Source organism: Halorientalis brevis, from assembly GCF_023077655.1.
Genome location: NZ_JALLGV010000007.1, coordinates 144,205 through 169,232, shown reverse-complemented (window position 1 = coordinate 169,232; position 25,028 = coordinate 144,205). Strand labels below are relative to the sequence as shown.

Below are 25,028 nucleotides of genomic sequence, written 5' to 3'. Positions count from 1 at the left end.
CCAGCGAGTGTCATGAGTGGATTCATGTGGCCTGGCGTTTAATTTACGCTATGGACTCGCTGAAGGTCGACGTGCGGAAATTACATCTGTTCAACGGGCTCGCCAAGGAGGGGGCGACGACCGTCGCGGACCATCTCCAGCAGATGAGCGGGATCGAGACCGAAGCGTCGGTCTCGAAGCTGAACTTTCTCGACTACGAGGACGTACAGACCCACCTGCAGACGACCGCCGGTGACGACCCGCAGGTCGGCATCTACGTCGAACTGGAGGACGAACCGTACGGCTATCTCCTCTTTATGGTCTCGACGAAGCAGGCGAAGAACCTCGCGAACGCCATGCTCGGCCAGGAGATGGACGCAGACAGCGAAGGGGGCTTTTCGGACATGCAGAAGTCGGCCATCCAGGAGGTCGCCAACATCATGACGTCGAGCTTCATCGACGGCTGGGCGAACGTCCTCGGCACCTCGATCAAGCACTCCCCGCCGCACTTCGCCTTCGGCAAGAGCGCTGCCATCTTAGACGAAATCTCCGACTGGCCCGGCAGCGACATCGTGTTCGTCATCGACTCGCACATCACTGCCCCGAACGTCGACCTCGATCTCACCTGTTACACCTTCCCCGAACTGGACGCGCTCGTCGACCTCATCCACGAGATCGACATCGACGAGATCACCGAGGAAGCCCAGGCGGCACCCGACTTCTCCGAACTCTCCTGAGCGGCGTTCGTCGTCAGGTCTTTGGCTCCGTCCCGCAAACCATCGGCCATGCGAATCGAGTACGACAAGGACACCTGTATCGGCATGTTCCAGTGCGTCGCCGAGTGGGACGCGTTCGAACGCGACGAGGACGCCGGCAAGGCAGTGCTGGCCGACAGCGAGGAAACCGACGAGGATCTGTTCGTCCGCGAAGTGCCCGACGACGCCGAACTCGACGCGAAGTTCGCCGCCCGTGCCTGTCCCGTCGAAGCGATCACGGTGTACGACGACGACGGCGAGCAGTTGATCCCCTGACACGGCTTGTTGTAACTGTGTCTCGTGACGACCGCCAACAATCCGTCTGAGACGCTGGCCGTCAGCCCCGGCGACTCGTGCTCCCCGGGAGATTTTTGTCAGCGGGAATATGATATTGGGTTACCATGGGCTCCCTCGACGTCACTCGGCCACACGTGCTGCTCAGAGTGACCGGGGTTGGTGCCGTCCTCGCGGTGCTCCTGGCGGTCCAGTACGCCGGAATCACGACGCTGTGGGTGCTCGCCGAGCAACGACGCGTGACGGGGACCTCGCCGATCCCGACCGCTCTCCTGGGTGTCCTGCTGATCGTCGTCCCGGCGCTCGTGGCCGTGTGGTGTTACTGGCGTGCGAACCGGTACGCACAAGCAGCGAGGAACTGGTGGTCAGCCCCGACGCTGGGACTGGCGCTCGTGGGTGCAGGACTGATTATTCTCGCCGTCGGCCAGACGACGATCGCCGTCGGCTGTGCGCTCACCACCAGGGGACCCCTCGTCGACCCGCAGTTCTCGGTGTCGCTCGGCTACGCCTACTCGGCGACGTACCTGCCCGAACCGATCCCGGTGCTCAGCTTCCACCCCGGTGGGGCTTGCTCGGTAGACGTGGACGCGTTGCCGTTGCTCGTCGGGTTTCCGCTCGTCGCCGTCGGGCTGTGGTTCGAACCCTGGATCGACGCGAGACTGGCGACGCTCGCCGCGGCCGTCGAATCGACCCTCTCGAACGCCGGTGAGTAACCGTTCGAGTCACCCGGTGTATCCGGCGACCATGCCGATTGCTGTCAGCTCTTGGAACTAGTCCCGTCGGCGCCACCACATACTTCTCGTGTCTCTGGAACAACCGTTGGGGCATCAGACGCTTGTGCCGCTCTGAGTTCGTGTCGAAAGTGACAGGGAACTCGCCTCCGTACTGCCGGTAGATGGGCACTCGTGCCGCCGTTCGCGACGCCCTCCTGTCGTTTCCCGCCGCACTGGCCCGTCTCGGACTCGTCGACCGCGAGAAGGGCACCGAAGCGTTCGACCTGGCGCTCCCGGTGATGGTCACCGGCGGCCTGCGCATTCTGCTCCGGATGGCCGACTTCCTGATGGTCGGGATCGCCATCGGCGACGCCGCTATCGCCGCGCTCGAACTGGGCTTTCAGTACTACTTCATCGGCTACGGCCTCTCGCTGGCGCTCTCGTCTGGGACTATCAGCGTCGTCTCCCGACTCAAGGGAGCAGACGACCCCGGCCGAGCGGACCTGGCGGTCAAGCAGTCGCTGTGGCTCTCGCTACTGCTGTCCCTGCCGCTCACGCTGCTCTCCTGGCTGTACGCCGAGCCGCTGATCGACGTGCTGACCGACGATCCGCGGACGATCGAACTCGGGGCGGTGTACCTGCAGATCGTCATGCTGTCGCTGGCCTTCCGGTTCTGGAGCATGATCGCCGCCCGTGCGCTGGCCGGGAGCGCGGACACCCGGACGCCGATGTACGTGCGCCTGCTGACGCTGCCCACCAACGTCGTGTTGAACGCCGTCCTCATCTTCGGCCTGGGACCGTTCCCGACGCTGGGCGTGGCGGGGGCGGCCTGGGGGACGGCCGTGGCGAACGCGCTGGCGGCCGTCGTCTTCTTCGGCCTGCTGGTCTCCGGCCGGTACGCCGTGCAGTTCCCGGTGGGGGGACCGCAGGTCGACCTCGATCTCTGCCGGGAGATCGTTCGCGTGGGACTGCCCCTGGGCGGGATGCGGCTGCTCCAGGCGTTCGGGCGGTTTCCGTTCCTGTTCGTTCTCGGGGTTCTGGGGACGCCGGTGGTCGCGGCCTACGCGATCGGGCGCCGGGTCATGCTGCTGGCGCTGATGCCGGCGTGGGGATACTCGACGGCCGCGAGCACGCTCGTCGGCCAGTCGATCGGCGCGGGCGACCTCGACGACGCGACGGCCTACGGCTGGGAGACGATGCGCATCGCGCTGGCGACGCAACTGCTCGTCGGCGCGGCCATCGCTCTGGCGGCCCGTCCTATCGCGACGGCGTTCGGGACGGTTCACCCCGACCTCGCCGTCCAGTTCATCCGCGTGTTCGGGCTGATCGTGGCCGGGTTCTCCATCTCGCGGACGATGCGGGGGAGCCTCCGGGGCGCGGGCGACACGCGCTGGCCGCTCTACGGCACGTTCGTGGGGTCGTATCTGGTTCGGTTGCCCGTCGCCGTGCTGGCGTTGCCGACGGCCTTTTCGCTCACGGTCGCCGGCGTCACCGTCACGCCGGGCATGGGGCTCGGGCTCGTCGCGGTCTTTCTCGCGCTCGTGGGGGATTTCTACGTGAAGGCGGCGGTCAACACCGCGCGGTTCCGGAGCGGTAACTGGCAGGGCGTCGCGCGTGCGGCCAGCGTTGGCGCGGGCGCCGACGACGATTGACCCGGCGTGGCGCGCTGGCGGCGAACTGAAGGCTTTAAATCGCTGCTGGCGGAAGGACCGAGTATGAGTCAGGCAACCAAGTTCGTGCTCGCGTCGCTCGCCGTCTTCGGGCTGCTGGCCGTCGTACTGATCGCCAACGCCGCGCTGGCGTAGATGTTCAGCGAGCGCACCCTCGACACTGGGCCGGCCGCAGACGAACTGGCGGCGGTCCGTGAGCGACACGCACCCGACGCGCTCGTCCTCGACTGCGAGCGGGACTTCGAGACCCTCGATCCCGCCGTCGCCGAGGAACTCGCACTGCTCACCGACCGACTGGACCCACACAGCTATCCCGCCGAGTGGGTTCCCGAGAGTGCGCCCGAGTTGCTCCAGCGCTACGCGAGCGACGAGTTCACCGTCGGGATGCCGGGTGACGGCGGCGTCGCCTGGACGCGCCAGACCGACCCGCCTACGGTGTTCGTCAAGCCGCGGCTGGCCGGGTCGCCCGATTCGTTCGTCGCCTTTCTCCTCGCCGAGGCGCTCGTCGAGGTCGGGCTGGACGTGCCCGAACAGTTCCTCGGCTTCTTCGAGGACCAGTACGCAGCGCTGTCGGCGGCGGTGCCGCTGGCCCCCTCCGAGACCTACCAGCTCGCAGCCGCGCTCTACACCGGGTACGTCGGGCTCCAGACCCGGGAGGTGTTCGCGGACTGGGAAGACGACTCCCCCGTGCTCTTCGACGCGTGGGTCGACGCTGGCGAACGGTTGAAACCGCGCCTCGACGGTCTCTCGAAGGAACTCGCCCGCGGCGAGACCGCGTTCCCGGCGGCGGCGGAACTGGCCTGTAGTGCGATCAAACACCAGGGAGAGGTGCCGTCGCCGTTCGCGGCGCTCGATACGACCGCGTACCTCGACCACGGGCCGACCTACGCGGTCGAGTGGGCGCGAAAGACGTTCGAGAAACTCGGCGAGTAGCCCCGCGACCGATCCGGCGACCGGCCGGTAAGGCGGACTTATCCTTGCCAGAACGGAACTATTAGCGTTTCAGCAGGCCGAACCCTCAACCGTGTCCACGTCCTCGGACTAGCCGTGCGACTCCTCGACGACGAGCGAGCGACATCAGATTTCACTACTGCACCATGCGGAAACAGGAACTCATTCACTTGCACGCACTGTGCCTGCTCTTGCGGGAACGGGTAGGCGAACGAACGGAGCTTGCGTCCGGGGCCTTCGCCGGGTACGACGACAGCCGTCTCGATCCGTCTGCGGTCCACCGGCGGAAAGCCGAACACCACGAGGCGGTTCTGGCGTTGCTCGAGGGACTCGCGACTGCGCTCTCGGAGCCGGACTCGAGGACGGACGACGAAAGGCGGGACGCGTCTCGACGGCTCGAAAACTGGGACGGCTAGAATTCGCTTTTGACGGTCCCGTCTTCGGAGAGTTCGATGACGCCATCGAACAGGTCGCGGTACCCGGCGACCACGTCGTCGTCGTGGACCTCTTCGGCGAGGTGGAACAGGCCAACGGCGTCGTGTTCGACGAGCAACTCCAGCAGGTCTTCGACGGCGCCGCGAGCGGGCTCTTCGTCGGCGTAGTACACCAACTCGGTGATGGAGTCTAGGCTGACGCGGAGCTTCCCGTCGTGGGAGTCGAGGAACTCCCGGGCCTGCTCGACGATGCCGTCCATGTCGTCCGGTGAGGAGACGTAGCGGACTTTGTCCGACGGGCGGCGCGTGTAGCCGCGCTCGATGGAGAGCGTGTCGAGGATGACGGCGCAGTCCTCGTCGACCTCGTAGTACTCCAACTTCTGCTCGACCTCGCGGGCGGTGGTGCGAGTCGAGATGATCAGCATGTGATCGGTGTCGGTCGCGAGAAAATCAGTGTCGATGCGGTCCGTCTCGCCGGTGCTCGGATGCAACAGGAGAATCCCGGTCCCACCCTCGATAGTATCCGGCGTGTTCTCGATAGCGAGCTGGTATTCCATGTGGTCCACAAACATGGGGCCGGGCGTTAACTTTGCGGGTTTCCACAACTCGCCATCAGAACACGGTGTCGGCCGTCGCGGCCCCGACGACGCTGAAGATCGCGCCGACGCTGACCGCACGGACGGTCACTTCCAGGCGGTCGACGCCACCGAGATCGGAGAGGAAGGTCCCGGGCGCGGTGAAAGCGAGCGCGAGGATCGCAACCGATCCGTACGCGACGGCCAGCAGCGAGACGAAGCGCAGCGGGACGCCCCCGACGTCCACTTCCCGATCGGGGTCGCGGTCGTCGTCGGCTTTGTACAGTGCGCCGTACCCGATGGCGGCGACCATCCCGACGGTGAGCAGCGCGTGCAGGTACGTCATGTTGCGCGCCAGGTCCCACACCTCCTGGGTGACGACGAACGGCCCGGCGAGCAGGAATCCGCCGACGAACTGCTGGGCCGTGTCCGCGAGTTTGTACCGTGGCGCGCGTCCCATACTCGTGAGAGTCCGCCCCAGCGATAAAACGTCCCGGGTCCGGACGCCAGCGGCGCAGCGCTGCACACCGAACCGGTTATGTCCGCCCCGCCGCTTCCAGCGGACATGAGCGTCAGCGAGGAGTTCGACCGGTGGGCCAACGAGGGGCGCGACAAGGGCATGGAGGAACGCCACTGGCACACCGCGAAACACGCCCTCGCACGAATGCCGGTGGAGGGCGAGGCGCGGAGCGCCTCGGAACACTCGAGCGGTGACGACGAGGAGCCGCGAGAGGCCGGCGACACCATTCTCGACCTGGGCTGTGGGAGCGGGTACGCCGGTCGTGCCCTCCGCGAGACCAAGGACGCCGGCCGGGTGTACGGCCTCGACGCGGCCCCGGAGATGGTCCGTAACGCGCGATCCTACACGGACGACCCGCAGGTGGGCTACGTCAACGGCGACTTCGAGCACCTCCCCTTCGCCGAGGACAGCATCGACCACTGCTTCTCGATGGAAGCGTTCTACTACGCCGCCGACCCCCACGCCGCGCTGGCGGAACTCCACCGCGTGCTCCGGCCGGGCGGCACCTTCTACTGCGCGGTGAACTTCTTCGAGGAGAACGTCCACTCCCACCACTGGCCGGACGCGGTCGGCGTCGAGATGACCCGCTGGTCGGCCGCCGAGTACCGCGAGGCGTTCAGGTCGGCTGGCTTTCACGTCGCCGCCCAGGACAACGTTCCCGACCGCGAAACCGAGATTCCGCCGGCCGAAGACTTTCCAACTGAAGACTGGGATACTCGCGAGGACATGGTGGAGCGTTACCGGGTCTACGGGACGCTCCTTACCGTTGGGGTCTCTGCGTGATCGCGCGTCCGACCCCTCGATTTCGTTTGCAGACTGTTAGCAAAGGGCCGACTGTTTCCCAGGTGCCTGAGAGATCAGAACTGTTGACGTATCTGTCACCAAATGTTTTGCCCGACGGGTGAGTAGGACGGCGCGTGCATTCGAACAGCCGTCGTCGTCGCCGCGTCCTGTTGGCGCTGCTCGTCGCGACAGCGCTGGTGACGATGGCCGTCCTCGCACGCGTTCTCGCGACGGTTTTCTTCGCCATCACGGTCGCGTACGTCCTGTATCCGGTTCGGCAGTGGGTCGTCGCCCGGGGCCGGGGTCGCCGCGTCGGGGCGGCCGTCGCGACGCTGGTGGGGTTTCTCGCCGTCCTGGGTGCCGTCGTTCCGATAGTCAGCGCCCTGTACGGCCGCCGCCAGGAGTTTCTCGCGTTCGTCCGTGAACTGCCCGCTGAGGTGCCGATCTCGGCCTACGGGTTCGAGTACACGATCGACGTGAGCGTCGCCCTCGGGTTCATCCAGCGCAGTCTGACCGGGATCGCCGTCGACTTCGCAGGCGCGGCGCCGGTCATCGGTCTGAAGGCGGCCCTGTTCGTGTTGCTCGTCTACGCGCTCTTGCTCCGCCCGCACGACATCCGGGCGGCGGCGTTCGCCTTCTTTCCGATCGGCTATCACGACGTGGTCGTCGCGTTCCACGAGCGAGTGCGCGCGACGCTGTACGCTATCTACGTCCTCCAGGCGGCGACGGCGTTCGCCACCTTCCTCATCGCGTACGTCGTCTTCGCGATGCTCGGGTACGACTCGGCGCTGATGCTGTCGGTCATGGCCGGTATCCTGCAGTTCATTCCCGTCGTCGGCCCCAGCGTCGTCGTGCTCGCACTCGCGGGGTACCAGCTCGTCATCGGGAACACCGGCGCGGCGATCCTGGTGACCACGTTCGGCCTCGTCCTCGTGGGCTTTCTCCCGGACGCGATCATCCGAACGCGTCTGGCCTCCTTTACGGCCGGGATGCCGGGCAGCCTCTACTTCGTCGGGTTCACCGGCGGCGTCCTCACCGTCGGGATCGTCGGCTTCATCGCCGGCCCGCTCGTGGTCGCGCTGCTGCTCGAAGCCGGCCAACTGCTCTCCGAGGAGATGGGCGTCGAACCGACCGAGGCTGACTAACCACTTTTTTTACTGCGACGGGTTTCCTCGGCCGCAAAGCGGCCTGCGGGAACCCGTCTCGTAAAAACCTGGACTAAAAACTGCTCGGCGCTCCCTGGCTCACGGCTACGCCGTTCGCCGTGCGAGGCACTCACTCCGTTCGTGCCTCGCACCGCTCGCGCCGAGTGAACCGCGCCGCAAAGCGGCGCGGATGCTTGCGTGCTCATTATTGCACCGTCACTTCTGTAAGTCAAGTCACAACTGAGCGAAGCAGTAGACTATGGGTTGTTTCCAGAGTTTTCGGCGGGGGCAGACTTGGACGAGTCCTTGTCAGTTCCCGCTTGTGTTGGTGTTAAATCCATGTACTGCGCCGCGAGATACACTATTGCACCGAAAGCCAGTAGAAGCGGGGGGCCGGCTTGACGTTCTCCCATGAGTGTCCATCCGGTGATTCCAATGGTGGCGACGAGGACGGCAGTACACCGGCGAATTGTTTGACGGAGGAGGGCGTCGTCGTCCATACCGGACGCCAGTTTTGCCAGAATCTTAAACTGTGTACTTCCGAGGGACTTCCTTTGGTCCCGATCTGCACGGTGCCTCCGGCAACTGAGAAAACGACCGATCGACCCGGAGAACCCCGGTGAACGACCCTAGCTCCCTGTCTCCAGCGGCCGCCCCTCGGCTTCCCACTCGGTGAGGCTCCCTTCGTAGAAGGCTACGTCCCCGTAGCCGAGGTGACGGAGGACGGTGTAGGTGTGACTGATGCGCCGGGCTGTGTTACAGTAGAGGACGATCCGCCGGTCGCGGGTGATCCCCCGGTCGTCGAGGATGCGCTCGATCTCCTCGCGGGTTTTGAGCCCGCGCGTCTCGTCGTCGACGAGTTCCTGCCAGTCCAGCCGGACTGCACCGGGGATGTGTCCCTCCTCGAACTCCCACTCCTCGCGCGTGTCGACGATGACGGCCTCGGAGTCGATGGCAGCGGCGACGGCGTCGGCGTCGACCAGCGGCGTCTCGCCCTCGGCCAGCGGCGTCGCCTGGTAACTCGTCGGCTCGACGTCGGTGGGGTCGCTCGTCGTCTCGTGGTCGAGTTGCCACGACGAGAAGTCGCCGTCGAGCAGGTGGAGCTTCGCCGGGTCGTGGCCGTACAGCTGGGCGGTCACGAGAAAGCGGGCGGCGAACACGCCGTGGGTGTCGTCGTAGGCGACGATCTCGTCCTCGCGTTCGATCCCTGCCTCACCGAGCAACGCCGCGAACCGATCGCTGCCCGGGAGCATTCCTTCCTCGCCGTCCTGGCCGCCTTCGCCCTCGGCCTCGTGGCCGCTGGCGCGGAACGACTCGAAGGGGACGTTCACCGCACCCGGCACGTGGCCGATGCCGTCGAACTCCCAGGCGTCCCGGACGTCCACGATGGCGACGTCTTCGAGACGGTCGGCCAGCCACCCCGCCGGAACTACTACCTCGCTCATACCTTGCCCTACGATGGCCGCCGTTTCAAGCTTTCAGTTCCGGATTCTCTGAGATAAGGGCAACACTCTCCGCAACTTGCTCGATAGGTCGGTCCACCGGTGTGACGCCCGCGGCCGGGCAGCGTGCAGTCGCCCGTTCCCGGGGGCCGGTTCTTCCTGTGTACGAACCGGTAGCAAAACACCGGCAAGCTATGCCGGTACGGGGGATGAGTGGCGGAACGTGCCGGCTCGCAGAGCGTTATATGGCTGGTCTGGATAGGGTCAGACGGATTATGAGCGATTACGCCAAGGACGTTCTCGTCTCCCCTGACTGGGTCGAAGAGCGTTTAGCGGAGTTCGAGAGCGACGATTCGGATCTGCGACTGGTCGAGGTCGACGTCGACACGGAACTGTACGACGAGGGCCACGCGCCGGGCGCCATCGGCTGGAACTGGGAGACCCAGCTCCAGGACCAGACGACCCGCGACATCCTCGACAAGGAGGACTTCGAGGACCTCCTCGGGTCCCACGGCATCAGCGAGGACTCCACCGTCATTCTGTACGGTGACAACTCCAACTGGTTTGCCGCCTACACCTACTGGCAGTTCAAGTACTACGGCCACGACGACGTCCGTCTGATGGACGGCGGCCGCGAGTACTGGGACGACAACGACTATCCGACCACCGAGGAGGTACCGGAGTTCTCCGAAGTCGAGTACGAGGCGTCCGGTCCGCGCGAGTCCATTCGCGCCTACCGCGAGGACGTCGAGAACGCGATCGAGCGCGGCGTTCCGCTCGTGGACGTTCGTTCGCCCGAGGAGTACTCCGGCGAGATCCTCGCGCCCCCGGGACTCCAGGAGACCGCACAGCGCGGCGGCCACATCCCCGGCGCCCGCAACATCTCGTGGGCGGCCGTGACGAACGCCGACGGCACGTTCAAGGACGCCGACGAGATCGAAGCGCTGTACGCCGACGAGGGGATCACTGGCGACAGCACGACCGTCGCGTACTGCCGCATCGGCGAGCGCTCGTCCGTCGCGTGGTTCGCACTTCACGAACTGCTCGGCTACGAGGACGCCGTCAACTACGACGGCTCCTGGACCGAGTGGGGCAATCTGGTCGGCGCGCCCATAGAAAAAGGAAACTGACCGAGCAGTGCCCGCTGGCTGAACCACGGATTCCGATCCGCGTTGCCATGGCGAGCACACTCTTCGTTTTGGGGCTGTAGAGGCCTCGCTCCGACGGATAGCGAGCTCTATCTCTGCCACTGTCGATGCTTACAAGCGGCTTCCCGGCGAACCGACGGCTATGGACGTCGAGGAATTTACGGACGCCGTACGCGCCGAGACCAAGACGGAACTGTCGCGGCTCGGCTCTTCGAAGTCACTGTACGCCGACACCGAGGGCGAGATGGACGAGGGGCCGGTTCTCACGGCCGTCGCCGACAACCTCCACCACGCCACAGCAACGTTCGAGACGTGGGCCGACGAGGCATCCGGCTCCGCTGCCGACCTGTTCGCCGACCTGGCTGACACCACAGGGGAGCAGTACGAGACCGTTGCCAGCGAACACGGCGACCACGACGCTGGCGAGGCGCCCGCCGTCGTCGAGGCGCTGCAGGGTCTTGAGACGACGCCCGAGCGCGTCGGCGGCGCCGTCGGCTGGGCGCTGGTCGTCGAGAACAAGATCGGCCAGGCCGTCGGCTTCTTCGTCGGCCAGGCGTCGCCCCAGACTGCCAGTACCTTCCGCGAGGTCCGCGGTGGCGTCGAGGACGCCATCGACCTCGGCGCCGAGACGCTGCCAGCGGTCTGTGACGGCGACGACGACTGGGACCTGGCCCAGGGGGCCGCCGTGACGGCCATCGACGCCGCCTACGAGGAGTACTTCGAGACGCTCGAAGCCCTGGGCGTCAACCCCAAGCCGGTCTGCTGAACTGCCCCCCGTTTCCGTGCTTACTGGTGCCCGCATCGCCGGCCGCGGCCACCGACGCAGCTCTTTTCGAGGTTCTTGCAGGAGCGGATCGAACGGACCAACCACGGCTCGAATTCGACGGGGCCGACGACGGCGCTCCGTTTCCGGGCGTTCGGCGCGTCGTCTGCTTCCCGGTTGGTGTCGACCACCCGCGGCCCTTTGGGGCTGCCCCAGAAGTTGCAGGTCGCGGTGACCGTGTCGTCGTCGGCGTTTTCGAGGCCGACGATCGGGAGGAGATCGTTGAATCTGACGGTGAGACCGTCGGCTTCTCCGTCGATCTTCAGGCCGGTGCCGACGAAGAACGTCGCCCGCACGTCTTTGACGACGTTCTTCGTGATCGTGACGTTCGTCGTCCCGCCGTCCACGTTCAGGCCCTGTGCGAACGTATTTGGTTGGTCGACCGCGTCGTCGGTGTCGTCGCCGTCGACTGCCGGGTCGGCCACGAGGTCGTGGACCTTGTTGCCCCTGATGCTGACGTTCTCGGCGTCGATTCCGAGGATGATTCCAATCGACGCGACGTCGCTGTTGAGGTCCCGCACCAGGTTGCGCTTGATGGTCGAGTTCGTCAGCGAGCCGCTGCCCTGATCGTCGACGAAGATGCCGTTGACGGTCGGAAAGTTGGAGTCTTCGTCGATCTCGTTCGTGACGTCTTCGACGACGTTCTTCGCGATGGTCAGGTTGTCGTGTGGGCCACTGCCGATGATCCCGGTTGCGCCGAGCCGACCGACTGGGCCGACGTCCGTGACGACGTTCTTCCGAATGGTCACGTCGTCGACGCCCGATTGGACCGCGATGCCGAGCAGGCCGTCGGGGAACGATACTTTGAACCCTTTGACAGTGACGCCGGGAGCCGCGATGCTCACCGCTGCGCCGGTCTCGCTGTCGCCGTTGATGATGCTCGCTCCACATCGTTTGGTCGACAGAAGAGTGAGATCCTCCTTGTCTACCGTCACCGTCCCTCTGTAGGACCCCGGTTCGACACAGATCGTGTCGCCCTCCGCGGCGGCATCGATGGCGGCCTGAATCGTCGAGTAATCCGCGCTTCCGTCGTCGTTGACGGTGATGGTGCAGCGGTGGTGGGCTGTGGCCGGCGCCGACGTTGCGCCGACGCCAGTTGCGAGTGCTGCCGACGTCAGGGCGCCTCGTCGGAGGACGGCCCGTCGCGTGGGTGTCTCTGTGTCGTCGTTGTCGTCGCCATTGTGTTGCATGCGGTCGGTGGGCAACACTGCTCGTCTCGTTAGTTACGAGGGCGTTATCGATAGCATGCTGTTAGTAGCTGACGGGTGTTTTCGCAAACGGGACATTGGGTATGAGAACTAACACTTAACAGTTGTAAGGTCGGACGGGAACACGTGCGCAGTTGGTCGGACCCCACGAAGCGACGCTGGATCGCCTGGACGGCGCTGGCGGCGGCCTACGCCCTGGTGAGCGTCCACCGGCTCTCGACGGCCGTCCTCGCCGAGCAGTTGACGGCCGCCTTCGGGACGACCGGCGCCGCGCTGGGGACGCTGCACGCCTCGTTTTTCTACATCTACGCCGCGATGCAACTCCCGGCCGGCGTCGTCGCCGACCGCCTGGGCAGTCGCCGCGTGGTCGCGGCCGGCACCGTCGTGATGAGCGTCGGTGTCCTGGTGTTCGGTACCGCCGACAGCTACGTCGTCGCCTTCCTGGCGCGGGCGCTCATCGGGTTCGGCGGTAGCCTCCTCTTTATCGCTATCCTGCGGTTCTGTGCCAACTGGTTCCGACCCGGCGAGTTCGCGCGAATGAGTGGTTTGACTATCGCAACCGCTGGTTTCGGTGGCATCCTCGCGACGACACCCCTGGCGATGGTCGTCACCGCCACCGACTGGCGGACGACGATGCTCGGGCTCGGCGGCCTGGGGTTCGTGCTCGCGGCGCTGGCGTACCTGCTGGCGCGTGACTCGCCGGCCGACGCCGGCCTGCCGGAGATCGACGGCGTGCCGATGGCCCGGACCCCCTCGCTCCGGTCGGTCCTCGGGAACGTCAGGGGCGTCCTCCGCGAACCCGAGACGTGGCTCGTCGGGATCGTCCTCTTCGCCGGGACGGGCGTGAACATCACCGTCTTCGGCCTGTGGGGCGTGCCCTACCTCGTCCAGACCTACGGGCTGTCGGTCACGGACGCCTCGACGTACACGCTGCTGGGGAGTCTCGGCCTGCTCGTCGGTCCGCCGCTCGTGGGCTGGCTCTCGGACCGCCTGGAGCGCCGGACGAGCCTGATGGTCGTCGGCGAGGGGCTGTTCGCCAGCGGCTACGCGCTGTTAGCCGTGCTCGGCAAGCCGCCGCTCCCCGTGGTCGGCCTGGTGTTTTTCGCCTCGGGGTTCCTCGCCGGGGCGTACGCCCTGGGCTACACCGTCATCAAGGAACGCCACGTCAGCGGTGCCAGCGGCGTCTCGACCGGCACTGTGAACACGATTGCCTTCACGGGGGCGGCGCTGCTCCCGACGCTGATGGGGGTCGTGCTGGACACGTACGGGACCGGCGAGACGATCGGCGGCACGCAGGCCTACTCGGTGCTGGGCTACCGGGTCGCGTTCGGACTGGTGGCGGGCGCTGGCGTGGTGGCGCTGCTCGCCGCGCTGTGGCTCCACCGACTCGACGGCGGCTGAGACTTATGCTGCTGCGTTGTCAACAGTAGCCCATGGGCTCGAAGCCGCCCGACGTCCTCCTCGACGACGACCCGACGCTGGCCGACGCACTGGCGACGGTCCTCGAACGTGCAGAACAGGGAGACGGCACCGTGACCTGGGCCGACGTCAGCGACGCACTCACGAGCGACGAGTGGGCCAGACTCCTCCGGACTGGCCTCCTCGTCGCCGCTGGCGACGCCTTCGTCGTCGACGACCCGCTGGCCGTTCGTGCGGCACTCGACGAGCACGACGCGGACGCCGACAGCGCGTGGTCGCTCGCAGACAAGGCCGCCGGCGTCTGTGCCCTGACCCTGATGGCTGGCTATCAGGTGTCGGCTATCCGCGACGCCGTCGCCAGTAGCGTCGACCTCGTTCTCGGGCCGCTCCAGGCCGTCCTCCCGTTCCCGGCGGTCGTCGGGCTGCTGGCGATCGCGACGGCAGTCGTCTCGACGGTCATCCAGCGCCGCCTGGGGGACCGAGATCGCATGCAACGCCACCAGGACCGACTGCAGCGGGTCGGCGAGCGGCTCGAAGCGGCCCGCGAACGCGGCGACGACGAGGCAGTCCACCGGTTGCAACAGCAACAGCGCAACCTCCTGGGTGACCAGCTCGGGCTGCTGCCCGCCATGCTCCGACCGATGGCCTGGACGATGCTCGTCGTCGTGCCAGCGTTCCTGTGGGTGTCGTGGCTGGTCGTCGCGCCCGCCCAGGCCATCGCGCCGACGGCGACCGTGTTCCCCATGCTCGGTCGCGTGGTCTGGACCGCTCGCGTATTCGGGCCGGTGCAGGCCTGGACGCTGTGGTACGTCGGCTGGTCGCTGGTCACCGGACTGTCCACGCGGCGGCTCCTCGACCGACGGTCGTCGACGGCCTAGCGGTCGGAGCGCGTCGGACCGACTTCTGTCTCAGCGAACCCCTCCGGCAGGCCCTGGCGGATACCCGCTCCCCATCACTGGCTGTGCACCGACGACGGACTGTGACGCCGGCCTGACGCCGTCCGGGAGGATGTACCCCAGTCTGTCGTGGGGAACGAACCCGATCTGTTCTGGGTCGTCGCGGTACCGTTCGTCTGCATCCGGGTGCTGCCCGTAGAGCTTGACGCCGTACTCGGTGAGGTCGTAGCTCCGACACGCGAACACGGTGCCGTCGGTGCAGAACACCTGCATGGGACACGGTTCGACGGCGAGCCAGTTAGGGCTCCGCTTCCCTGTCGCGCTGTGTCAAACGAGCGCCTGAAGTCCCTCCAGGTCTAGGCTACTCGCAATGAGCGACACTTCCGGCAGCCCCCTCAGTCCGGACCGTCCCGACGTGGACCGGGACTTCCGCGTCGACGCGCCCTTCGACCCGGCGGGCGACCAGCCCGAGGCCATCGAGCAACTGGCCGAGGGCTTCCAGCAGGGCATGGATACCCAGACGCTCCTGGGCGTCACGGGGTCCGGGAAGACGAACACCGTCTCCTGGGTCGTCGAAGAGATCCAGCAACCGACGCTCGTCATCGCCCACAACAAGACGCTCGCGGCGCAGCTGTACGAGGAGTTCCGCGAACTGTTCCCCGACAACGCCGTCGAGTACTTCGTCTCCTACTACGACTACTACCAGCCCGAAGCCTACGTCGAACAGACGGACACGTTCATCGACAAGGACGCCTCGATCAACGACGAGATCGACCGCCTGCGCCACTCCGCGACCCGCTCGCTCCTGACTCGGGACGACGTCATCGTCGTCGCCTCCGTTTCGGCGATCTACGGCCTCGGTGACCCGCGCAACTACGTCGACATGTCGCTGCAGATCGAGCAGGGCCAGGAGATCGACCGCGACGAACTCCTGGGCCGGCTGGTGGATCTGAACTACGAACGCAACGACGTGGACTTCACGCAGGGCACGTTCCGGGTGCGCGGCGATACCCTCGAAATCTACCCGATGTACGGCCGCTACGCCGTCCGCGTGGAGTTCTGGGGCGACGAGATCGACCGACTGGTGAAGATGGACCCCCTGGAGGGCGAGGTCAAGAGCCAGGAGCCAGCGGTCCTGATCCACCCGGCAGAACACTACTCGATCCCCGAGGAACGGCTCCAGCGGGCCATCGAGGAGATCGAGGAGCTGCTGGACGACCGCATCCGCTACTTCGAGCGCCAGGGCGACGCAGTCGCGGCCCAGCGCATCGAGGAGCGCACCACGTTCGACCTGGAGATGATGAAAGAGACGGGCTACTGTTCGGGGATCGAGAACTACTCCGTTCACCTCTCCGATCGGGACTCGGGCGAGGCGCCCTACACGCTGCTCGATTACTTCCCCGACGACTTCCTCACCGTCATCGACGAGTCTCACCAGACCATTCCGCAGATTCGCGGGCAGTTCGCCGGCGACAAGAGCCGGAAGGAGAGCCTCGTCGAGAACGGGTTTCGACTGCCGACGGCGTTCGACAACCGCCCGCTCACGTTCGAGGAGTTCGAGGAAAAGACCGACCAGACGCTGTACGTCTCGGCGACGCCGGGCGACTACGAGCAGGAAACCAGCGAGCAGATCGCCGAACAGATCGTTCGCCCCACGCACCTCGTCGACCCGAAGGTCGAGGTGGCCGACGCGACCGGCCAGGTCGACGACCTGATGGACCGGATCGACGAGCGCATCGACCGCGACGAGCGCACGCTCGTGACGACGCTCACGAAGCGCATGGCCGAAGACCTCACCGAGTATCTCGAAGAGGCCGGCGTCGATGTCGCCTACATGCACGACGAGACAGACACCTTAGAACGCCACGAGCTGGTGCGGTCGCTCCGGCTGGGCGACATCGACGTGCTAGTGGGCATCAACCTCCTCCGGGAGGGGCTGGACATCCCCGAGGTGTCGCTCGTCGCCATCCTCGACGCCGACCAGGAGGGCTTTCTCCGATCGGAGACGACGCTCATCCAGACGATGGGGCGGGCGGCCCGGAACGTCAACGGCGAGGTGATCCTCTACGCGGACGACGTGAGCGACGCGATGGCGTCGGCCATCGACGAGACCCAGCGCCGCCGGGAGATCCAGCAGGAGTTCAACGAGAAACACGGCTACGAGCCGACGACCATCGACAAGCCGGTCGGCGAGACGAACCTCCCGGGGAGCAAGACCGACACCGGTGGCGTCGCCGGCATGGACCCGGCCGACGACGACGAGGCCGCACAGCTCATCGCGGACCTCGAAGATCGCATGCAGGAGGCCGCCGACAACCTGGAGTTCGAGCTGGCGGCGGACATCCGCGACCGCATCCGCGAGGTGCGCGACGAGTACGACCTCCAGGGTGGCGAGGACGAGGACGGCGTCGTTCCCGAACCGGCAGACGAGTTCTGAGCGACCGGGGGACGCGCGGCTGCTCGGTCGTTTGTGGCAGAAACGGATGGTGCCTCGAACGGAGTCCGTCAGTCGTTCCGACCCGTCCGCGCGTCGATGCGCATCTGGACGTAGCGCCCCGACCACTCGCGAACGTGGCGTTTCAGACGGCCGAAGAGTCCACGCTGACTCTCCGATATTGCGAGAGACTCCGTCGAGTCACCACGATCGTCTCCGTACGCGGACTGCTCGCCTCCCTCGATGAGTCCCTCTTTAAAGCTCATTACGTGTACTAATACCACGGCGTTTGTAATAAATATTGGGCACTGACTGGTGCACGTTGGGCCTGTCAGCGTGCCCGTCCCGCTCAGTGGCGACGGTTGCGACTGGATGGGGGCCAGTGGTGATACGCGTCGGTCTGTGGTCTCTGTCGCTGCTCCGGCGCTGGCTGGGACACTGCTTTTCCGGGCTCGGACGGGCTGAGCGTCGTCGCTGCGGCCCGAAACTGCCGTGGGGCGGCGTCTCACACGTGGATAACCTCATAGGATTTTTACGTGTCCTTTCACTACGGCCGGGGCACCACCATGTTCCGCCACCCCAGAGAGTACGTGCATCTCCGTTCGACCCTCGATCCGTCGCTCGGGGGGATTTCCTAGATGCAGTCACGCCCAGTTTCGCCCGCCGGCCGTTCGCCGGTGGGTTTCAAGTCGACCGCCCGTGGCGGGCAGCGCCACCGAGGGACCTCCTTTTCGACGGGAACCACCGTCTCCCGACGTGATTGTCCGGCTGTCCACTCCGATCTCCGGTCCGAGACGAGAGCCGTCGGCCGACCAGTGGACCAAGTCGCAGCCTACTGAACACGTATGAGTGCATCCACATCCCAGCGGGTACAGAAGTCGTTCCTGAAGTATCAGCACGTGTTCGTCTTCCTCGCGCCGATCACGTTCGTGGCGGCCGTGTTCTTCGCGGCGCCTCTCCCGGCCGAGGCCGGCGACGGCTACTGGCTGCGATACTGGTGGTTGTTCCCCTTCTTCCTGCTGGGTGCGACCATCGTCAACACCGTCGGCATCAGCGGGTCGGCCCTGTTCGTCCCGTTCTTGATCTTCATCTTCCCGGTGTTAGTTCCGTACATGGCGCCGGAGACGATCCTGTCGACGCCGTTCGGCCCGTCGACCATCGTGAAGGTGAGCCTCATCAGCGAGTCGTTCGGCCTGTCGAGTTCGGCGCTCGCGTTCATCCAGTACGGCCTGGTCGACCGTCGCCTGGCGCTGACGATCGTCGGCGGCTCCATTCCGTTCGTCGTCGGCGGAGCGCTCCTCTCGTTTATTATTCCGGAACCCATCTTCCACGGGTTGCTCGGGCTCGCGCTGCTCGCCGCGTCGTTCCTTCTGGTTCGGGCAGACCTCGGCCACGAGGAACCGGGCGGGGCCGATGCTGACGACGACGCCGCCGTCGAAGCGGACGGCGGACCGGACCTCCCGAACGACCGCGGCAAACCCGGCGCTGCGGGCGTCGCGACCGACTCCGAAGGCGTCGTGACCCGCGTCGACCGCGAGGGGTCCGACTACAACTACGGCCGGGGTGGCTACCTCGAACGGTTCGCGAACTACAGCATCGGCGGTATCTTCCAGGGCCTGGCCGGCTTCGGGAGCGGCGAACTCGGCATCATCTCGATGCTGCGCACGTCGATCCCGGTCCGCGTCGCCATCGGCACGAACCACATCGTCGTCGCCGCCACGGCCGTGCTGGCTTCGCTCGTCCACGTCTTCGGCGGCGGCCTCGTCGGTGGACATTCGATCGACCTCGCCACGACGCCTTGGAACATCGTCGTCTGGACCGTCCCAGCGACGGTCACCGGCGGGCAGATCGCGCCCTACGTCTCCGCGGCGCTCGACACGGAGTACCTCAAAAAGGGCGTCGGCGTGCTGTTCGCCGTCATCGCCACTGCGCTGTTCATCATGGCCAGTGGCGGCATCCTGTAACCCGCGCCGAATTCCCTCCCGGACATAAATCTTGGTCTCGGCTTTCGTTCCGAGAAACTGTCCCGTCGAAGTAAGGGCGATTGCCGTGGACGTGCCGGCTGTATGCCTGCCCTCCAGACGACCGCCCTGACGAAGACGTTCGGCGAACGGAAGCGATTCAGCCCGCTCGGTCGCCGAACGCAGTCAGACGGCGTGCTCGCCGTCGACGACCTCGACCTCACGGTCGACGACGGCGAAGTTTTCGGATTTTTAGGCCCGAACGGCGCCGGGAAGTCCACGACGATCAACATGCTGCTCGGGTTCATCCACCCGACCAGCGGGAGCGCCGAAGTCCTTGGTCACGACGTGACCGAGAACTCCACCGCGCTCCGGTCGCGGCTCGGACTCCTCCCCGAGGGATTCGATCTCTACGAGAACCTCACCGGCCGCGAACACGTGCAGTCCGCCATCGAGACGAAGGGCGCCGACGACGACCCGGACGCGATCATCGACCGCGTCGGCCTCGACCCCGAGGACGCCCGCCGGGCCGCCGGCGGCTACTCGAAGGGGATGGCCCAGCGCCTCGCGCTCGGCATCGCCCTCGTCGGCGAGCCGGACCTGCTGCTCCTCGACGAGCCGTCCAGCGGGCTCGACCCGAAGGGAATCAAGCTGCTGCGGACGATCGTTCGCGAGGAGGCCGACCGCGGTGCGACGGTGTTTTTCTCCAGCCACGCGCTCGGCCAGGTCCAGAAAGTGTGCGACCGCGTCGGCATCATGGCCGACGGCGAGATGGTCGCCGTCGACGCGATCGACGACCTCCGCGAGCAACTGGGTACCGGCGCCGTCGTCGAAGCCACGGTGGCGGACGTGCCGGACCTCGATCCGCTGCGAGCGCTCGACGCCGTCCGCGAGGTGTCCGTCGCCGACGACGTGGTCCGGATCACCTGCGACGCGCCGGAGACGAAGATGACCGCACTCCGTCGTCTCGACGACGCGACGACCGTCAACGACGTCGCTATCGAGGACGCGTCGCTAGAAGCGCTGTTCGAGGAGTACACCAGCCAGGAGGCGGCCACTGCCGACGCGGAGCCGGCAGTCGTCCCGGCTACAGGAGGGGACGACTGATGGGGACCTACACCGTCGCTCGCGACGACTTCACCAACGCTCGTCGGTCGTACATCGTCCTGGGCGTCATCGGCGTGTTCACCGCGCTCGTCGGGCTCATCTTCGCCTCCGAGATCAGCATCTACGACGACCCCTACCGAGTGCTGTGGGACGTTTCGATCCTCGTCTCGTTCGTGTTCCCGCTGTTTCTGGCACCGCTCGTGTACCTCTCTATCGCCGGTGACCGCATCAGCGGGACCATCAAGTTCAGCATGGGGCTGCCCAACAGCCGCCTGGAGTACTTCGCGGGGAAGCTCGTCTCTCGCTTCGGGACCGCCGCCGCGGCCGTGCTGTCCGGTCTGTTCGTTGGCTTCGTCGTCTCGCTGGCGACGTACGCGAACACGCCCAGTCCCGTCCGGTTCGCCACCTTCGCGGCCGTGACGATCGTGTACGCGCTGACGTTCGTCAGCATCTTCCTGGCCATCTCGGCGGCCACGACGAGCCGTGCGCGGGCCATGTTCGGCGCCCTGGGCGCGTACTTCGTGCTCGTGGTGTTCTGGTTCGGCTTCTTCCCGCTCGTCAACCTCCAGACGGTCCTCGACGCCGTCGGCAGTCTCCTCGGCACCGAAATCTCGGAGACGACGCGGGACTACCTGACCGTGCTGTCGCCCGGGACGGCCTACCTTCGGGCGACTGAACCCGTCTACGCCGGCGTGATGGACCAGTACGACACGTTCGCGCAGTTCGAGGACTCCGGCGAACTCTACGGCCAGCCCTGGTTCACGCTGTTGGTGATGCTCGGCTGGACGGCCCTCTCGCTCGCGGTCGGGTACCGTTCGTTCGACCGGTCTGAACTGGGCTGACTCGGACACCCTTTTTGCCTCGGCAGCGACCTGTCCGGGTATGCCACTCCTGCAGTTCGAGACGACCGTCGAGTTGTCGGCCGACGAGAAACGGACGTTCGCCGACGCGGTGCGGGACCTGTACGGTGAGATCATGCAGACCGGGACGAGTCACGCGGCCGTCGTCGTGCGGCCGCGCTCGCCCGGCGAGCTGTCGATCGGACGGGGCGTCCCCGACGAGGACTACCTCTTTCTCGACGCGGAGATCCGTCGGGGCCGGTCGTCCGAGACGAAACGCGAGCTAGCCCTCGCGCTCATGGACCTCGCCGCCGAGGAGTTCGAGATTCCGACGCCGAACATGAAGGTCGTGTTCACCGAACACGAGGGGGCGAACATGATGGGATACGACCGCGTCGGCGCCGAGTGGGACCCCTCGGAAGGGAGCGAGTAGTCACGCGCGCGTGAGCGAGTAGAGGATCGCACTCAGGCCGGCGATGTCGAAGGCGGTCACGAGCAAGAGGAACTGCGCGTCGGTCAGCGTGACCGCCAGTCGCAGTCCGCGCGTCACGAGGAACGGGACGACGGTCAACAGCGCGATGCCGACGGCCAGATACAACATCGGTTGGCTGGCGTTGCGCAGGTAGCCGCGGAACGCCTGATAGGCGACGAACGCGCCGACCGTCGCCGTCACCAGCGTGATGGCGAAGATGGCGCTCTCGGCGTCGACGGGGCTGACGCCGTCGAGCAGCGGGGCGGCGGTCATGGCGACCACCGCCGCGCGGCCGCGCCGCTGGCGAGGGGGCACGCACCGGCCGCTGTCTGTCGGTCAGGGATTGCCATAGATGGAGTACAGGATGATACCCAGGCCGAGCAGTTGGCTGGCGTGGGTGACGACGCTCTGCTGGAGCCGCGACACGTCGGTCAGCGTCGGGAACACGAACCCGAACAGCGTCGGGACGACTGTGAGGAAGACGATGCCGAGCGCCAGGTACGACAGTGGCGTGCGGCGGTTCATGCAGAAGCCACCGCAGGCCCGGTAAGCGATGGCGAGCGCCAGCGCGACTGTGACGACGCGGCCGACCATGGCGGCGACGACGACGGCGAACGAGCCACCGGTGGTCGCGAGTGGGCCTAGCATCTCATCTCAACTCCTCGTAGAGCCGCGTGAAGCGGTCGGCTGCGTCTTCGGTCCGGTCGACCGCGACGGAGAGATTGCCGTCTTCGAGTTCGATCGTGACGCGTTCGAGCCGCGCGGCGTAGGTCTTGTAGTGGTGGCCGTCGGGATCGAGTTGTTGTTCGCTCTCGACCAGGTCGAACGTCTCCAGGCGGTCGATCCGCCGATAGATCGTCGGTTCGGAGGCGTCACAGCGCTCGGCGAGCGCGTCGGCGGACAACGGTTCCACGCTCGTCGCGATGAGGATGGTCCGCGCGTACTCGTCGTCGAGCAGCGCGAAGAGCTCGTCAGCATCCTCATCCACGGGCATCGCGCATGTTCTTCGACCGTACCCTTAAAAAAACGGTCACGTTTTCTGGGCCTGAAACTGTCCGCGTCCCCTTACTATCCCGGCTCCCGTCTGTCGAACTGCGGGGGCCGTCCCAGGACGTTCGCCCTGTCCTGCGTGTGCCCTCTGGCCGCCCGACAGTTGGCCTCCGCACGCACCTGCCCTGCTGGTGGGCGCTCCCTGCCCGATCCCACGATGCCAACCCTGCCACGGCATCTGCCCACCAGCGATCGGTTGCCACTGACGACGTTCCGTTGCCGCCCGTCGTCACTGGTCCCTGCCTTCCACCGGTCCCGTTACGTTGCATCGGCAGGTCGCCGTTCTCCGACCGTGACTGACTCCCCAACGGCGAGTTCCGCGCCCCATTCTGACTCGGGAACGTCGGTGTTGAGCATGAGTCGGTAGGGATGGTCGAACCGATCCGACGGCGTCCACGCCGGCAGCGTCGCCTCACGCTTCCTGACGAACCGTTCGCGAAAGCCCTCGGACTCCTCGCCGGTGTCGGGGTCCCGGGAGGGAACGACGCAGCGCTGGCAGGGATTGACTCCCAGGAGCGTCACGTCGCCGATGGAGAACGGGACGACCTCGCCGTGGTCCGCGAACAACCGGTCCTCCCAGAAGGGCTCGGTCGCGTCGAGTTCGAGGTTCGCACGGAATCGCCGCCGCACGTTCTCCGGCGGCAGGTCGAACCAGTCCGCCACCGCACGCACCGTGCCGGTGCTGATGACCGTCGGCCCGTGAATCTCGGTGTCGTCGGGGTAGCCGCCCTCGGCGTCGCGCTCGACGGTCACCGGTTCGTCGAAAAAGTCCGAGAGCCACTCGTTCAGCGCCGCGCGCTCGGTCTCGTCGCGGAGGCAGTAGGTGTGGCGCTCGTCGGTCCCGCGCTCCCCGACCGTGAGGTCGTGGGTCGCGGGGTCGAACGCGGCGTCGAGCCGGTGGATTCGCGCCGTGGCTTTCCCGTTGACGTACGCACCGTCCGCGTCGAAGATGGCGTATTCGCGGTCGAGCGCGAGTGCGCCGTGGGCGCCGATGGTCGCGCTGTCGAGCGTGCAGCCGTCCAGCGACTTGACCGGATAGACTGTGATCCGTGCGAGTTCGCGCATTCGATGGCGGCGACTACGCGGGCAGTTCTCTCAAGAATTCCGGTCTGGGGCGGTGACCCCGCCTCAGGGCTGCTTCTGGTCTATCTCGTCGACGACCGCGTCGGGGTCCTGCACGGTCGTGCCGTTCGTCGTCGAGCCGGCGTCCTCGAGGTCCGCGTCGATCTCGCCGAGAATCTCCTCGATGTCGTCGAGGCCGAGCATCTCGCGGGTCTCCTCGTCGAAGTCCAGGCTGTCGAGCACCTCGGCGTCGCCTCGCACGTCGCTGCCGGTGAGGTGCTTGCCGTAGCGACCTACCAGCGAGGTCAGTTCCTGGGGGAGGACGAACGTCGTGGACTCGCCCTGGCCGATGTCGGTGAGCGTCTCCATTCCCTTCTCGATGACGGCGCGCTCGCCCATCGACTCGGCGGATTTCGCGCGCAACACGGTGGAGATGGCGTCACCCTGGGCTTCGAGGATCTGGCTCTGCTTTTCGCCCTGGGCGCGGATGATGTCGGACTGCTTGTCGCCCTGTGCCTTCTCGATGGCGCTCCGGCGTTCGCCCTGGGCTTCGAGGATCATCGCGCGGCGGCGACGCTCGGCGGCGGTCTGCTGTTCCATCGCGTCCTCGACGTCCTGGGAGGGTTTGACCTCGCGGACCTCGACGCTTTCGACGCGAATCCCCCACTCGTTCGTGGGTTCGTCGAGTTCCCGCCGGATGCGCCGGTTGATCTCAGACCGCTTCGACAGCGTCTCGTCGAGTTCCATGTCGCCCAGCACAGCGCGGAGCGTCGTCTGCGCGAGGTTCGAGACGGCGCGTTCGTAGTCCTCGACCTCCAGGAACGCCTTCTTCGTGTCCATCACCTTGATGTAGACGACGGCGTCGGCCGTGACCGGGGAGTTGTCCCGGGTGATCGCTTCCTGCGTGGGCACGTCCATCGTCTGGGTCCGCATGTCGTAGCTGTACGTCTCCGAGACCAGCGGCGGCACGACGTTGATGCCGGGTTCCAGTACCTTCCGGAACGACCCCAGGACGACCAGCGCCTGTTGCTCGTAGGCCTGGACGATCACGACCGTGCTGTTGACGACGACGATCGCGATCGCCAGGACGAGCAGTCCGACGAGGCCGGTCGTGTTCACGGCGCCGACGGCCGCCAGCAGCACCGCGAGGCCGACGACGGCGGCGGCGAGTCCGTTGGGCGACAGCCCGGGGCCACCGCCAGCGCTCGCCTGCCCCAACTTGTAGGCGAGGCTGTCCCGGTGGTCGTTGTTCATGTCTCCCGGTACGGCCGTCTCCGTTTTAATTCTACCGCGCGGTTTGCGAATAAACAACCGGCCTGTCAGACCGGTCTACGGACGGGGCGTGGCG

Annotated in this window: 29 protein-coding genes; 17 read left to right on the top strand and 12 right to left on the bottom strand. The window is 66.3% G+C overall.

Annotated features, from left to right (window positions below; all coding sequences use genetic code 11):
* The first annotated feature begins 50 nt into the window (after window positions 1–50).
* The 6 genes from MU553_RS16355 (at window position 51) to MU553_RS16330 (ending at window position 4,778) form a co-directional block, all read left to right on the top strand.
* Window positions 51–716: a chemotaxis protein CheC gene (locus MU553_RS16355; RefSeq protein WP_247379401.1), complete on the top strand. Its 666-nt coding sequence runs from the start codon at window positions 51–53 to the stop codon at window positions 714–716.
* A gap of 48 nt (window positions 717–764) precedes the next feature.
* On the top strand, window positions 765–1,010 hold the full coding sequence (locus tag MU553_RS16350; RefSeq protein WP_247379399.1) for a ferredoxin: 246 nt from the start codon (window positions 765–767) through the stop codon (window positions 1,008–1,010).
* A 125-nt stretch (window positions 1,011–1,135) separates the two neighbouring features.
* A complete protein-coding gene (locus tag MU553_RS16345; RefSeq protein ID WP_247379397.1) occupies window positions 1,136–1,741 on the top strand; it encodes a hypothetical protein in 606 nt (201 codons plus the stop codon).
* A gap of 182 nt (window positions 1,742–1,923) precedes the next feature.
* Entirely contained in the window at window positions 1,924–3,393 is a 1,470-nt protein-coding gene (locus MU553_RS16340) for an MATE family efflux transporter (RefSeq protein ID WP_247379395.1), read from the top strand.
* 153 nt (window positions 3,394–3,546) lie between these two features.
* Window positions 3,547–4,344: a DUF7089 family protein gene (locus tag MU553_RS16335; RefSeq protein ID WP_247379393.1), complete on the top strand. Its 798-nt coding sequence runs from the start codon at window positions 3,547–3,549 to the stop codon at window positions 4,342–4,344.
* Window positions 4,345–4,508: 164 nt separating this feature from the next.
* Complete coding sequence (locus tag MU553_RS16330) at window positions 4,509–4,778, top strand: UPF0058 family protein (RefSeq protein WP_282594338.1); 270 nt, start codon at window positions 4,509–4,511, stop codon at window positions 4,776–4,778.
* Here the strand turns inward: MU553_RS16330 and MU553_RS16325 are convergent.
* Together MU553_RS16325 and MU553_RS16320 are read right to left on the bottom strand one after the other, a co-directional pair.
* A complete protein-coding gene (locus tag MU553_RS16325; RefSeq protein ID WP_247379389.1) occupies window positions 4,775–5,353 on the bottom strand; it encodes a DUF7090 family protein in 579 nt (192 codons plus the stop codon). The genes MU553_RS16330 and MU553_RS16325 overlap by 4 nt on opposite strands.
* A 55-nt stretch (window positions 5,354–5,408) precedes the next feature.
* Entirely contained in the window at window positions 5,409–5,831 is a 423-nt protein-coding gene (locus MU553_RS16320; protein ID WP_247379387.1) for a DUF2391 domain-containing protein, read from the bottom strand.
* Window positions 5,832–5,936: 105 nt separating this feature from the next.
* Between MU553_RS16320 and MU553_RS16315 the strand changes: the two genes are divergently transcribed.
* Both MU553_RS16315 and MU553_RS16310 read left to right on the top strand, forming a co-directional pair.
* Window positions 5,937–6,674: a class I SAM-dependent methyltransferase gene (locus MU553_RS16315; RefSeq protein ID WP_247379385.1), complete on the top strand. Its 738-nt coding sequence runs from the start codon at window positions 5,937–5,939 to the stop codon at window positions 6,672–6,674.
* Between the two features lie 134 nt (window positions 6,675–6,808).
* Window positions 6,809–7,819, top strand: coding sequence for an AI-2E family transporter (locus tag MU553_RS16310; protein ID WP_247379383.1), 1,011 nt, complete (start codon window positions 6,809–6,811; stop codon window positions 7,817–7,819).
* 257 nt (window positions 7,820–8,076) lie between these two features.
* On the opposite strand, the gene MU553_RS16305 is transcribed toward MU553_RS16310, so the two are convergent.
* Both MU553_RS16305 and MU553_RS16300 read right to left on the bottom strand, forming a co-directional pair.
* On the bottom strand, window positions 8,077–8,319 hold the full coding sequence (locus tag MU553_RS16305; RefSeq protein WP_247379381.1) for a hypothetical protein: 243 nt from the start codon (window positions 8,317–8,319) through the stop codon (window positions 8,077–8,079).
* A gap of 129 nt (window positions 8,320–8,448) precedes the next feature.
* Window positions 8,449–9,264: a sulfurtransferase gene (locus MU553_RS16300; protein WP_247379379.1), complete on the bottom strand. Its 816-nt coding sequence runs from the start codon at window positions 9,262–9,264 to the stop codon at window positions 8,449–8,451.
* 272 nt (window positions 9,265–9,536) lie between these two features.
* On the opposite strand from MU553_RS16300, the gene MU553_RS16295 reads away from it, so the two are divergent.
* Both MU553_RS16295 and MU553_RS16290 read left to right on the top strand, forming a co-directional pair.
* Window positions 9,537–10,391: a sulfurtransferase gene (locus MU553_RS16295; RefSeq protein ID WP_247379377.1), complete on the top strand. Its 855-nt coding sequence runs from the start codon at window positions 9,537–9,539 to the stop codon at window positions 10,389–10,391.
* A gap of 160 nt (window positions 10,392–10,551) precedes the next feature.
* Window positions 10,552–11,175, top strand: coding sequence for a rubrerythrin family protein (locus MU553_RS16290; protein WP_247379375.1), 624 nt, complete (start codon window positions 10,552–10,554; stop codon window positions 11,173–11,175).
* 20 nt (window positions 11,176–11,195) lie between these two features.
* Here the strand turns inward: MU553_RS16290 and MU553_RS16285 are convergent, their stop codons facing one another.
* On the bottom strand, window positions 11,196–12,422 hold the full coding sequence (locus tag MU553_RS16285; RefSeq protein ID WP_247379373.1) for a right-handed parallel beta-helix repeat-containing protein: 1,227 nt from the start codon (window positions 12,420–12,422) through the stop codon (window positions 11,196–11,198).
* Window positions 12,423–12,566: 144 nt separating this feature from the next.
* Between MU553_RS16285 and MU553_RS16280 the strand changes: the two genes are divergently transcribed.
* Both MU553_RS16280 and MU553_RS16275 read left to right on the top strand, forming a co-directional pair.
* Window positions 12,567–13,841, top strand: coding sequence for an MFS transporter (locus MU553_RS16280; RefSeq protein ID WP_247379371.1), 1,275 nt, complete (start codon window positions 12,567–12,569; stop codon window positions 13,839–13,841).
* Between the two features lie 32 nt (window positions 13,842–13,873).
* Window positions 13,874–14,737 (top strand): DUF106 domain-containing protein, encoded by an 864-nt coding sequence (locus tag MU553_RS16275; RefSeq protein WP_247379369.1) that lies wholly within the window; start codon window positions 13,874–13,876, stop codon window positions 14,735–14,737.
* Window positions 14,738–14,767: 30 nt separating this feature from the next.
* On the opposite strand, the gene MU553_RS16270 is transcribed toward MU553_RS16275, so the two are convergent.
* Complete coding sequence (locus MU553_RS16270) at window positions 14,768–15,028, bottom strand: hypothetical protein (RefSeq protein ID WP_247379367.1); 261 nt, start codon at window positions 15,026–15,028, stop codon at window positions 14,768–14,770.
* Between the two features lie 97 nt (window positions 15,029–15,125).
* Here MU553_RS16270 and uvrB point away from each other — a divergent pair, with 97 nt between their 5' ends.
* Window positions 15,126–17,192 carry an excinuclease ABC subunit UvrB gene (gene uvrB, locus MU553_RS16265; protein WP_247379364.1) on the top strand — a complete coding sequence of 689 codons (2,067 nt, stop codon included), beginning with the start codon at window positions 15,126–15,128 and terminating at the stop codon, window positions 17,190–17,192.
* Window positions 17,193–17,260: 68 nt separating this feature from the next.
* Here uvrB and MU553_RS16260 read toward each other — a convergent pair whose 3' ends face one another.
* On the bottom strand, window positions 17,261–17,455 hold the full coding sequence (locus MU553_RS16260; RefSeq protein ID WP_247379362.1) for a hypothetical protein: 195 nt from the start codon (window positions 17,453–17,455) through the stop codon (window positions 17,261–17,263).
* 579 nt (window positions 17,456–18,034) lie between these two features.
* Between MU553_RS16260 and MU553_RS16255 the strand changes: the two genes are divergently transcribed.
* The 4 genes from MU553_RS16255 (at window position 18,035) to MU553_RS16240 (ending at window position 21,529) form a co-directional block, all read left to right on the top strand.
* Entirely contained in the window at window positions 18,035–19,153 is a 1,119-nt protein-coding gene (locus tag MU553_RS16255) for a sulfite exporter TauE/SafE family protein (RefSeq protein ID WP_247379360.1), read from the top strand.
* A 102-nt stretch (window positions 19,154–19,255) separates the two neighbouring features.
* The gene (locus MU553_RS16250; RefSeq protein WP_247379358.1) at window positions 19,256–20,257 is read left to right on the top strand and encodes an ABC transporter ATP-binding protein; all 1,002 of its coding nucleotides are present in this window, start codon (window positions 19,256–19,258) and stop codon (window positions 20,255–20,257) included.
* The gene (locus MU553_RS16245) at window positions 20,257–21,099 is read left to right on the top strand and encodes an ABC transporter permease (RefSeq protein WP_247379356.1); all 843 of its coding nucleotides are present in this window, start codon (window positions 20,257–20,259) and stop codon (window positions 21,097–21,099) included. The genes MU553_RS16250 and MU553_RS16245 overlap by 1 nt, the downstream gene beginning before the upstream one ends.
* 40 nt (window positions 21,100–21,139) lie before the next feature.
* Entirely contained in the window at window positions 21,140–21,529 is a 390-nt protein-coding gene (locus MU553_RS16240; RefSeq protein WP_247379353.1) for a tautomerase family protein, read from the top strand.
* Here MU553_RS16240 and MU553_RS16235 read toward each other — a convergent pair whose 3' ends face one another.
* The 5 genes from MU553_RS16235 to MU553_RS16215 form a co-directional block, all read right to left on the bottom strand.
* Entirely contained in the window at window positions 21,530–21,841 is a 312-nt protein-coding gene (locus MU553_RS16235; protein WP_247379351.1) for a DUF7521 family protein, read from the bottom strand.
* A 63-nt stretch (window positions 21,842–21,904) separates the two neighbouring features.
* Window positions 21,905–22,216: a DUF7521 family protein gene (locus MU553_RS16230; protein ID WP_247379349.1), complete on the bottom strand. Its 312-nt coding sequence runs from the start codon at window positions 22,214–22,216 to the stop codon at window positions 21,905–21,907.
* 1 nt (window position 22,217) lies between these two features.
* Complete coding sequence (locus MU553_RS16225; RefSeq protein WP_247379347.1) at window positions 22,218–22,562, bottom strand: ArsR/SmtB family transcription factor; 345 nt, start codon at window positions 22,560–22,562, stop codon at window positions 22,218–22,220.
* A gap of 314 nt (window positions 22,563–22,876) precedes the next feature.
* Complete coding sequence (locus MU553_RS16220; protein WP_247379345.1) at window positions 22,877–23,683, bottom strand: MOSC domain-containing protein; 807 nt, start codon at window positions 23,681–23,683, stop codon at window positions 22,877–22,879.
* Between the two features lie 63 nt (window positions 23,684–23,746).
* Window positions 23,747–24,799 (bottom strand): SPFH domain-containing protein, encoded by a 1,053-nt coding sequence (locus tag MU553_RS16215; protein WP_345893394.1) that lies wholly within the window; start codon window positions 24,797–24,799, stop codon window positions 23,747–23,749.
* Window positions 24,800–25,028: the final 229 nt, after the last annotated feature.

Bases quoted from the DNA above. Each gene is read 5' to 3' on its own strand.
- MU553_RS16355 (WP_247379401.1), top strand. From the start codon at position 51: ATGGACTCGCTGAAGGTCGACGTGCGGAAATTACATCTGTTCAACGGG.
- MU553_RS16350 (WP_247379399.1), top strand. From the start codon at position 765: ATGCGAATCGAGTACGACAAGGACACCTGTATCGGCATGTTCCAGTGC.
- MU553_RS16345 (WP_247379397.1), top strand. From the start codon at position 1,136: ATGGGCTCCCTCGACGTCACTCGGCCACACGTGCTGCTCAGAGTGACC.
- MU553_RS16340 (WP_247379395.1), top strand. From the start codon at position 1,924: ATGGGCACTCGTGCCGCCGTTCGCGACGCCCTCCTGTCGTTTCCCGCC.
- MU553_RS16335 (WP_247379393.1), top strand. From the start codon at position 3,547: ATGTTCAGCGAGCGCACCCTCGACACTGGGCCGGCCGCAGACGAACTG.
- MU553_RS16330 (WP_282594338.1), top strand. From the start codon at position 4,509: ATGCGGAAACAGGAACTCATTCACTTGCACGCACTGTGCCTGCTCTTG.
- MU553_RS16325 (WP_247379389.1), bottom strand. From the start codon at position 5,353: ATGGAATACCAGCTCGCTATCGAGAACACGCCGGATACTATCGAGGGT.
- MU553_RS16320 (WP_247379387.1), bottom strand. From the start codon at position 5,831: ATGGGACGCGCGCCACGGTACAAACTCGCGGACACGGCCCAGCAGTTC.
- MU553_RS16315 (WP_247379385.1), top strand. From the start codon at position 5,937: ATGAGCGTCAGCGAGGAGTTCGACCGGTGGGCCAACGAGGGGCGCGAC.
- MU553_RS16305 (WP_247379381.1), bottom strand. From the start codon at position 8,319: ATGGACGACGACGCCCTCCTCCGTCAAACAATTCGCCGGTGTACTGCC.
- MU553_RS16300 (WP_247379379.1), bottom strand. From the start codon at position 9,264: ATGAGCGAGGTAGTAGTTCCGGCGGGGTGGCTGGCCGACCGTCTCGAA.
- MU553_RS16295 (WP_247379377.1), top strand. From the start codon at position 9,537: ATGAGCGATTACGCCAAGGACGTTCTCGTCTCCCCTGACTGGGTCGAA.
- MU553_RS16290 (WP_247379375.1), top strand. From the start codon at position 10,552: ATGGACGTCGAGGAATTTACGGACGCCGTACGCGCCGAGACCAAGACG.
- MU553_RS16285 (WP_247379373.1), bottom strand. From the start codon at position 12,422: ATGCAACACAATGGCGACGACAACGACGACACAGAGACACCCACGCGA.
- MU553_RS16275 (WP_247379369.1), top strand. From the start codon at position 13,874: ATGGGCTCGAAGCCGCCCGACGTCCTCCTCGACGACGACCCGACGCTG.
- MU553_RS16270 (WP_247379367.1), bottom strand. From the start codon at position 15,028: ATGCAGGTGTTCTGCACCGACGGCACCGTGTTCGCGTGTCGGAGCTAC.
- uvrB (WP_247379364.1), top strand. From the start codon at position 15,126: ATGAGCGACACTTCCGGCAGCCCCCTCAGTCCGGACCGTCCCGACGTG.
- MU553_RS16260 (WP_247379362.1), bottom strand. From the start codon at position 17,455: ATGAGCTTTAAAGAGGGACTCATCGAGGGAGGCGAGCAGTCCGCGTAC.
- MU553_RS16255 (WP_247379360.1), top strand. From the start codon at position 18,035: ATGAGTGCATCCACATCCCAGCGGGTACAGAAGTCGTTCCTGAAGTAT.
- MU553_RS16250 (WP_247379358.1), top strand. From the start codon at position 19,256: ATGCCTGCCCTCCAGACGACCGCCCTGACGAAGACGTTCGGCGAACGG.
- MU553_RS16245 (WP_247379356.1), top strand. From the start codon at position 20,257: ATGGGGACCTACACCGTCGCTCGCGACGACTTCACCAACGCTCGTCGG.
- MU553_RS16240 (WP_247379353.1), top strand. From the start codon at position 21,140: ATGCCACTCCTGCAGTTCGAGACGACCGTCGAGTTGTCGGCCGACGAG.
- MU553_RS16235 (WP_247379351.1), bottom strand. From the start codon at position 21,841: ATGACCGCCGCCCCGCTGCTCGACGGCGTCAGCCCCGTCGACGCCGAG.
- MU553_RS16230 (WP_247379349.1), bottom strand. From the start codon at position 22,216: ATGCTAGGCCCACTCGCGACCACCGGTGGCTCGTTCGCCGTCGTCGTC.
- MU553_RS16225 (WP_247379347.1), bottom strand. From the start codon at position 22,562: ATGCCCGTGGATGAGGATGCTGACGAGCTCTTCGCGCTGCTCGACGAC.
- MU553_RS16220 (WP_247379345.1), bottom strand. From the start codon at position 23,683: ATGCGCGAACTCGCACGGATCACAGTCTATCCGGTCAAGTCGCTGGAC.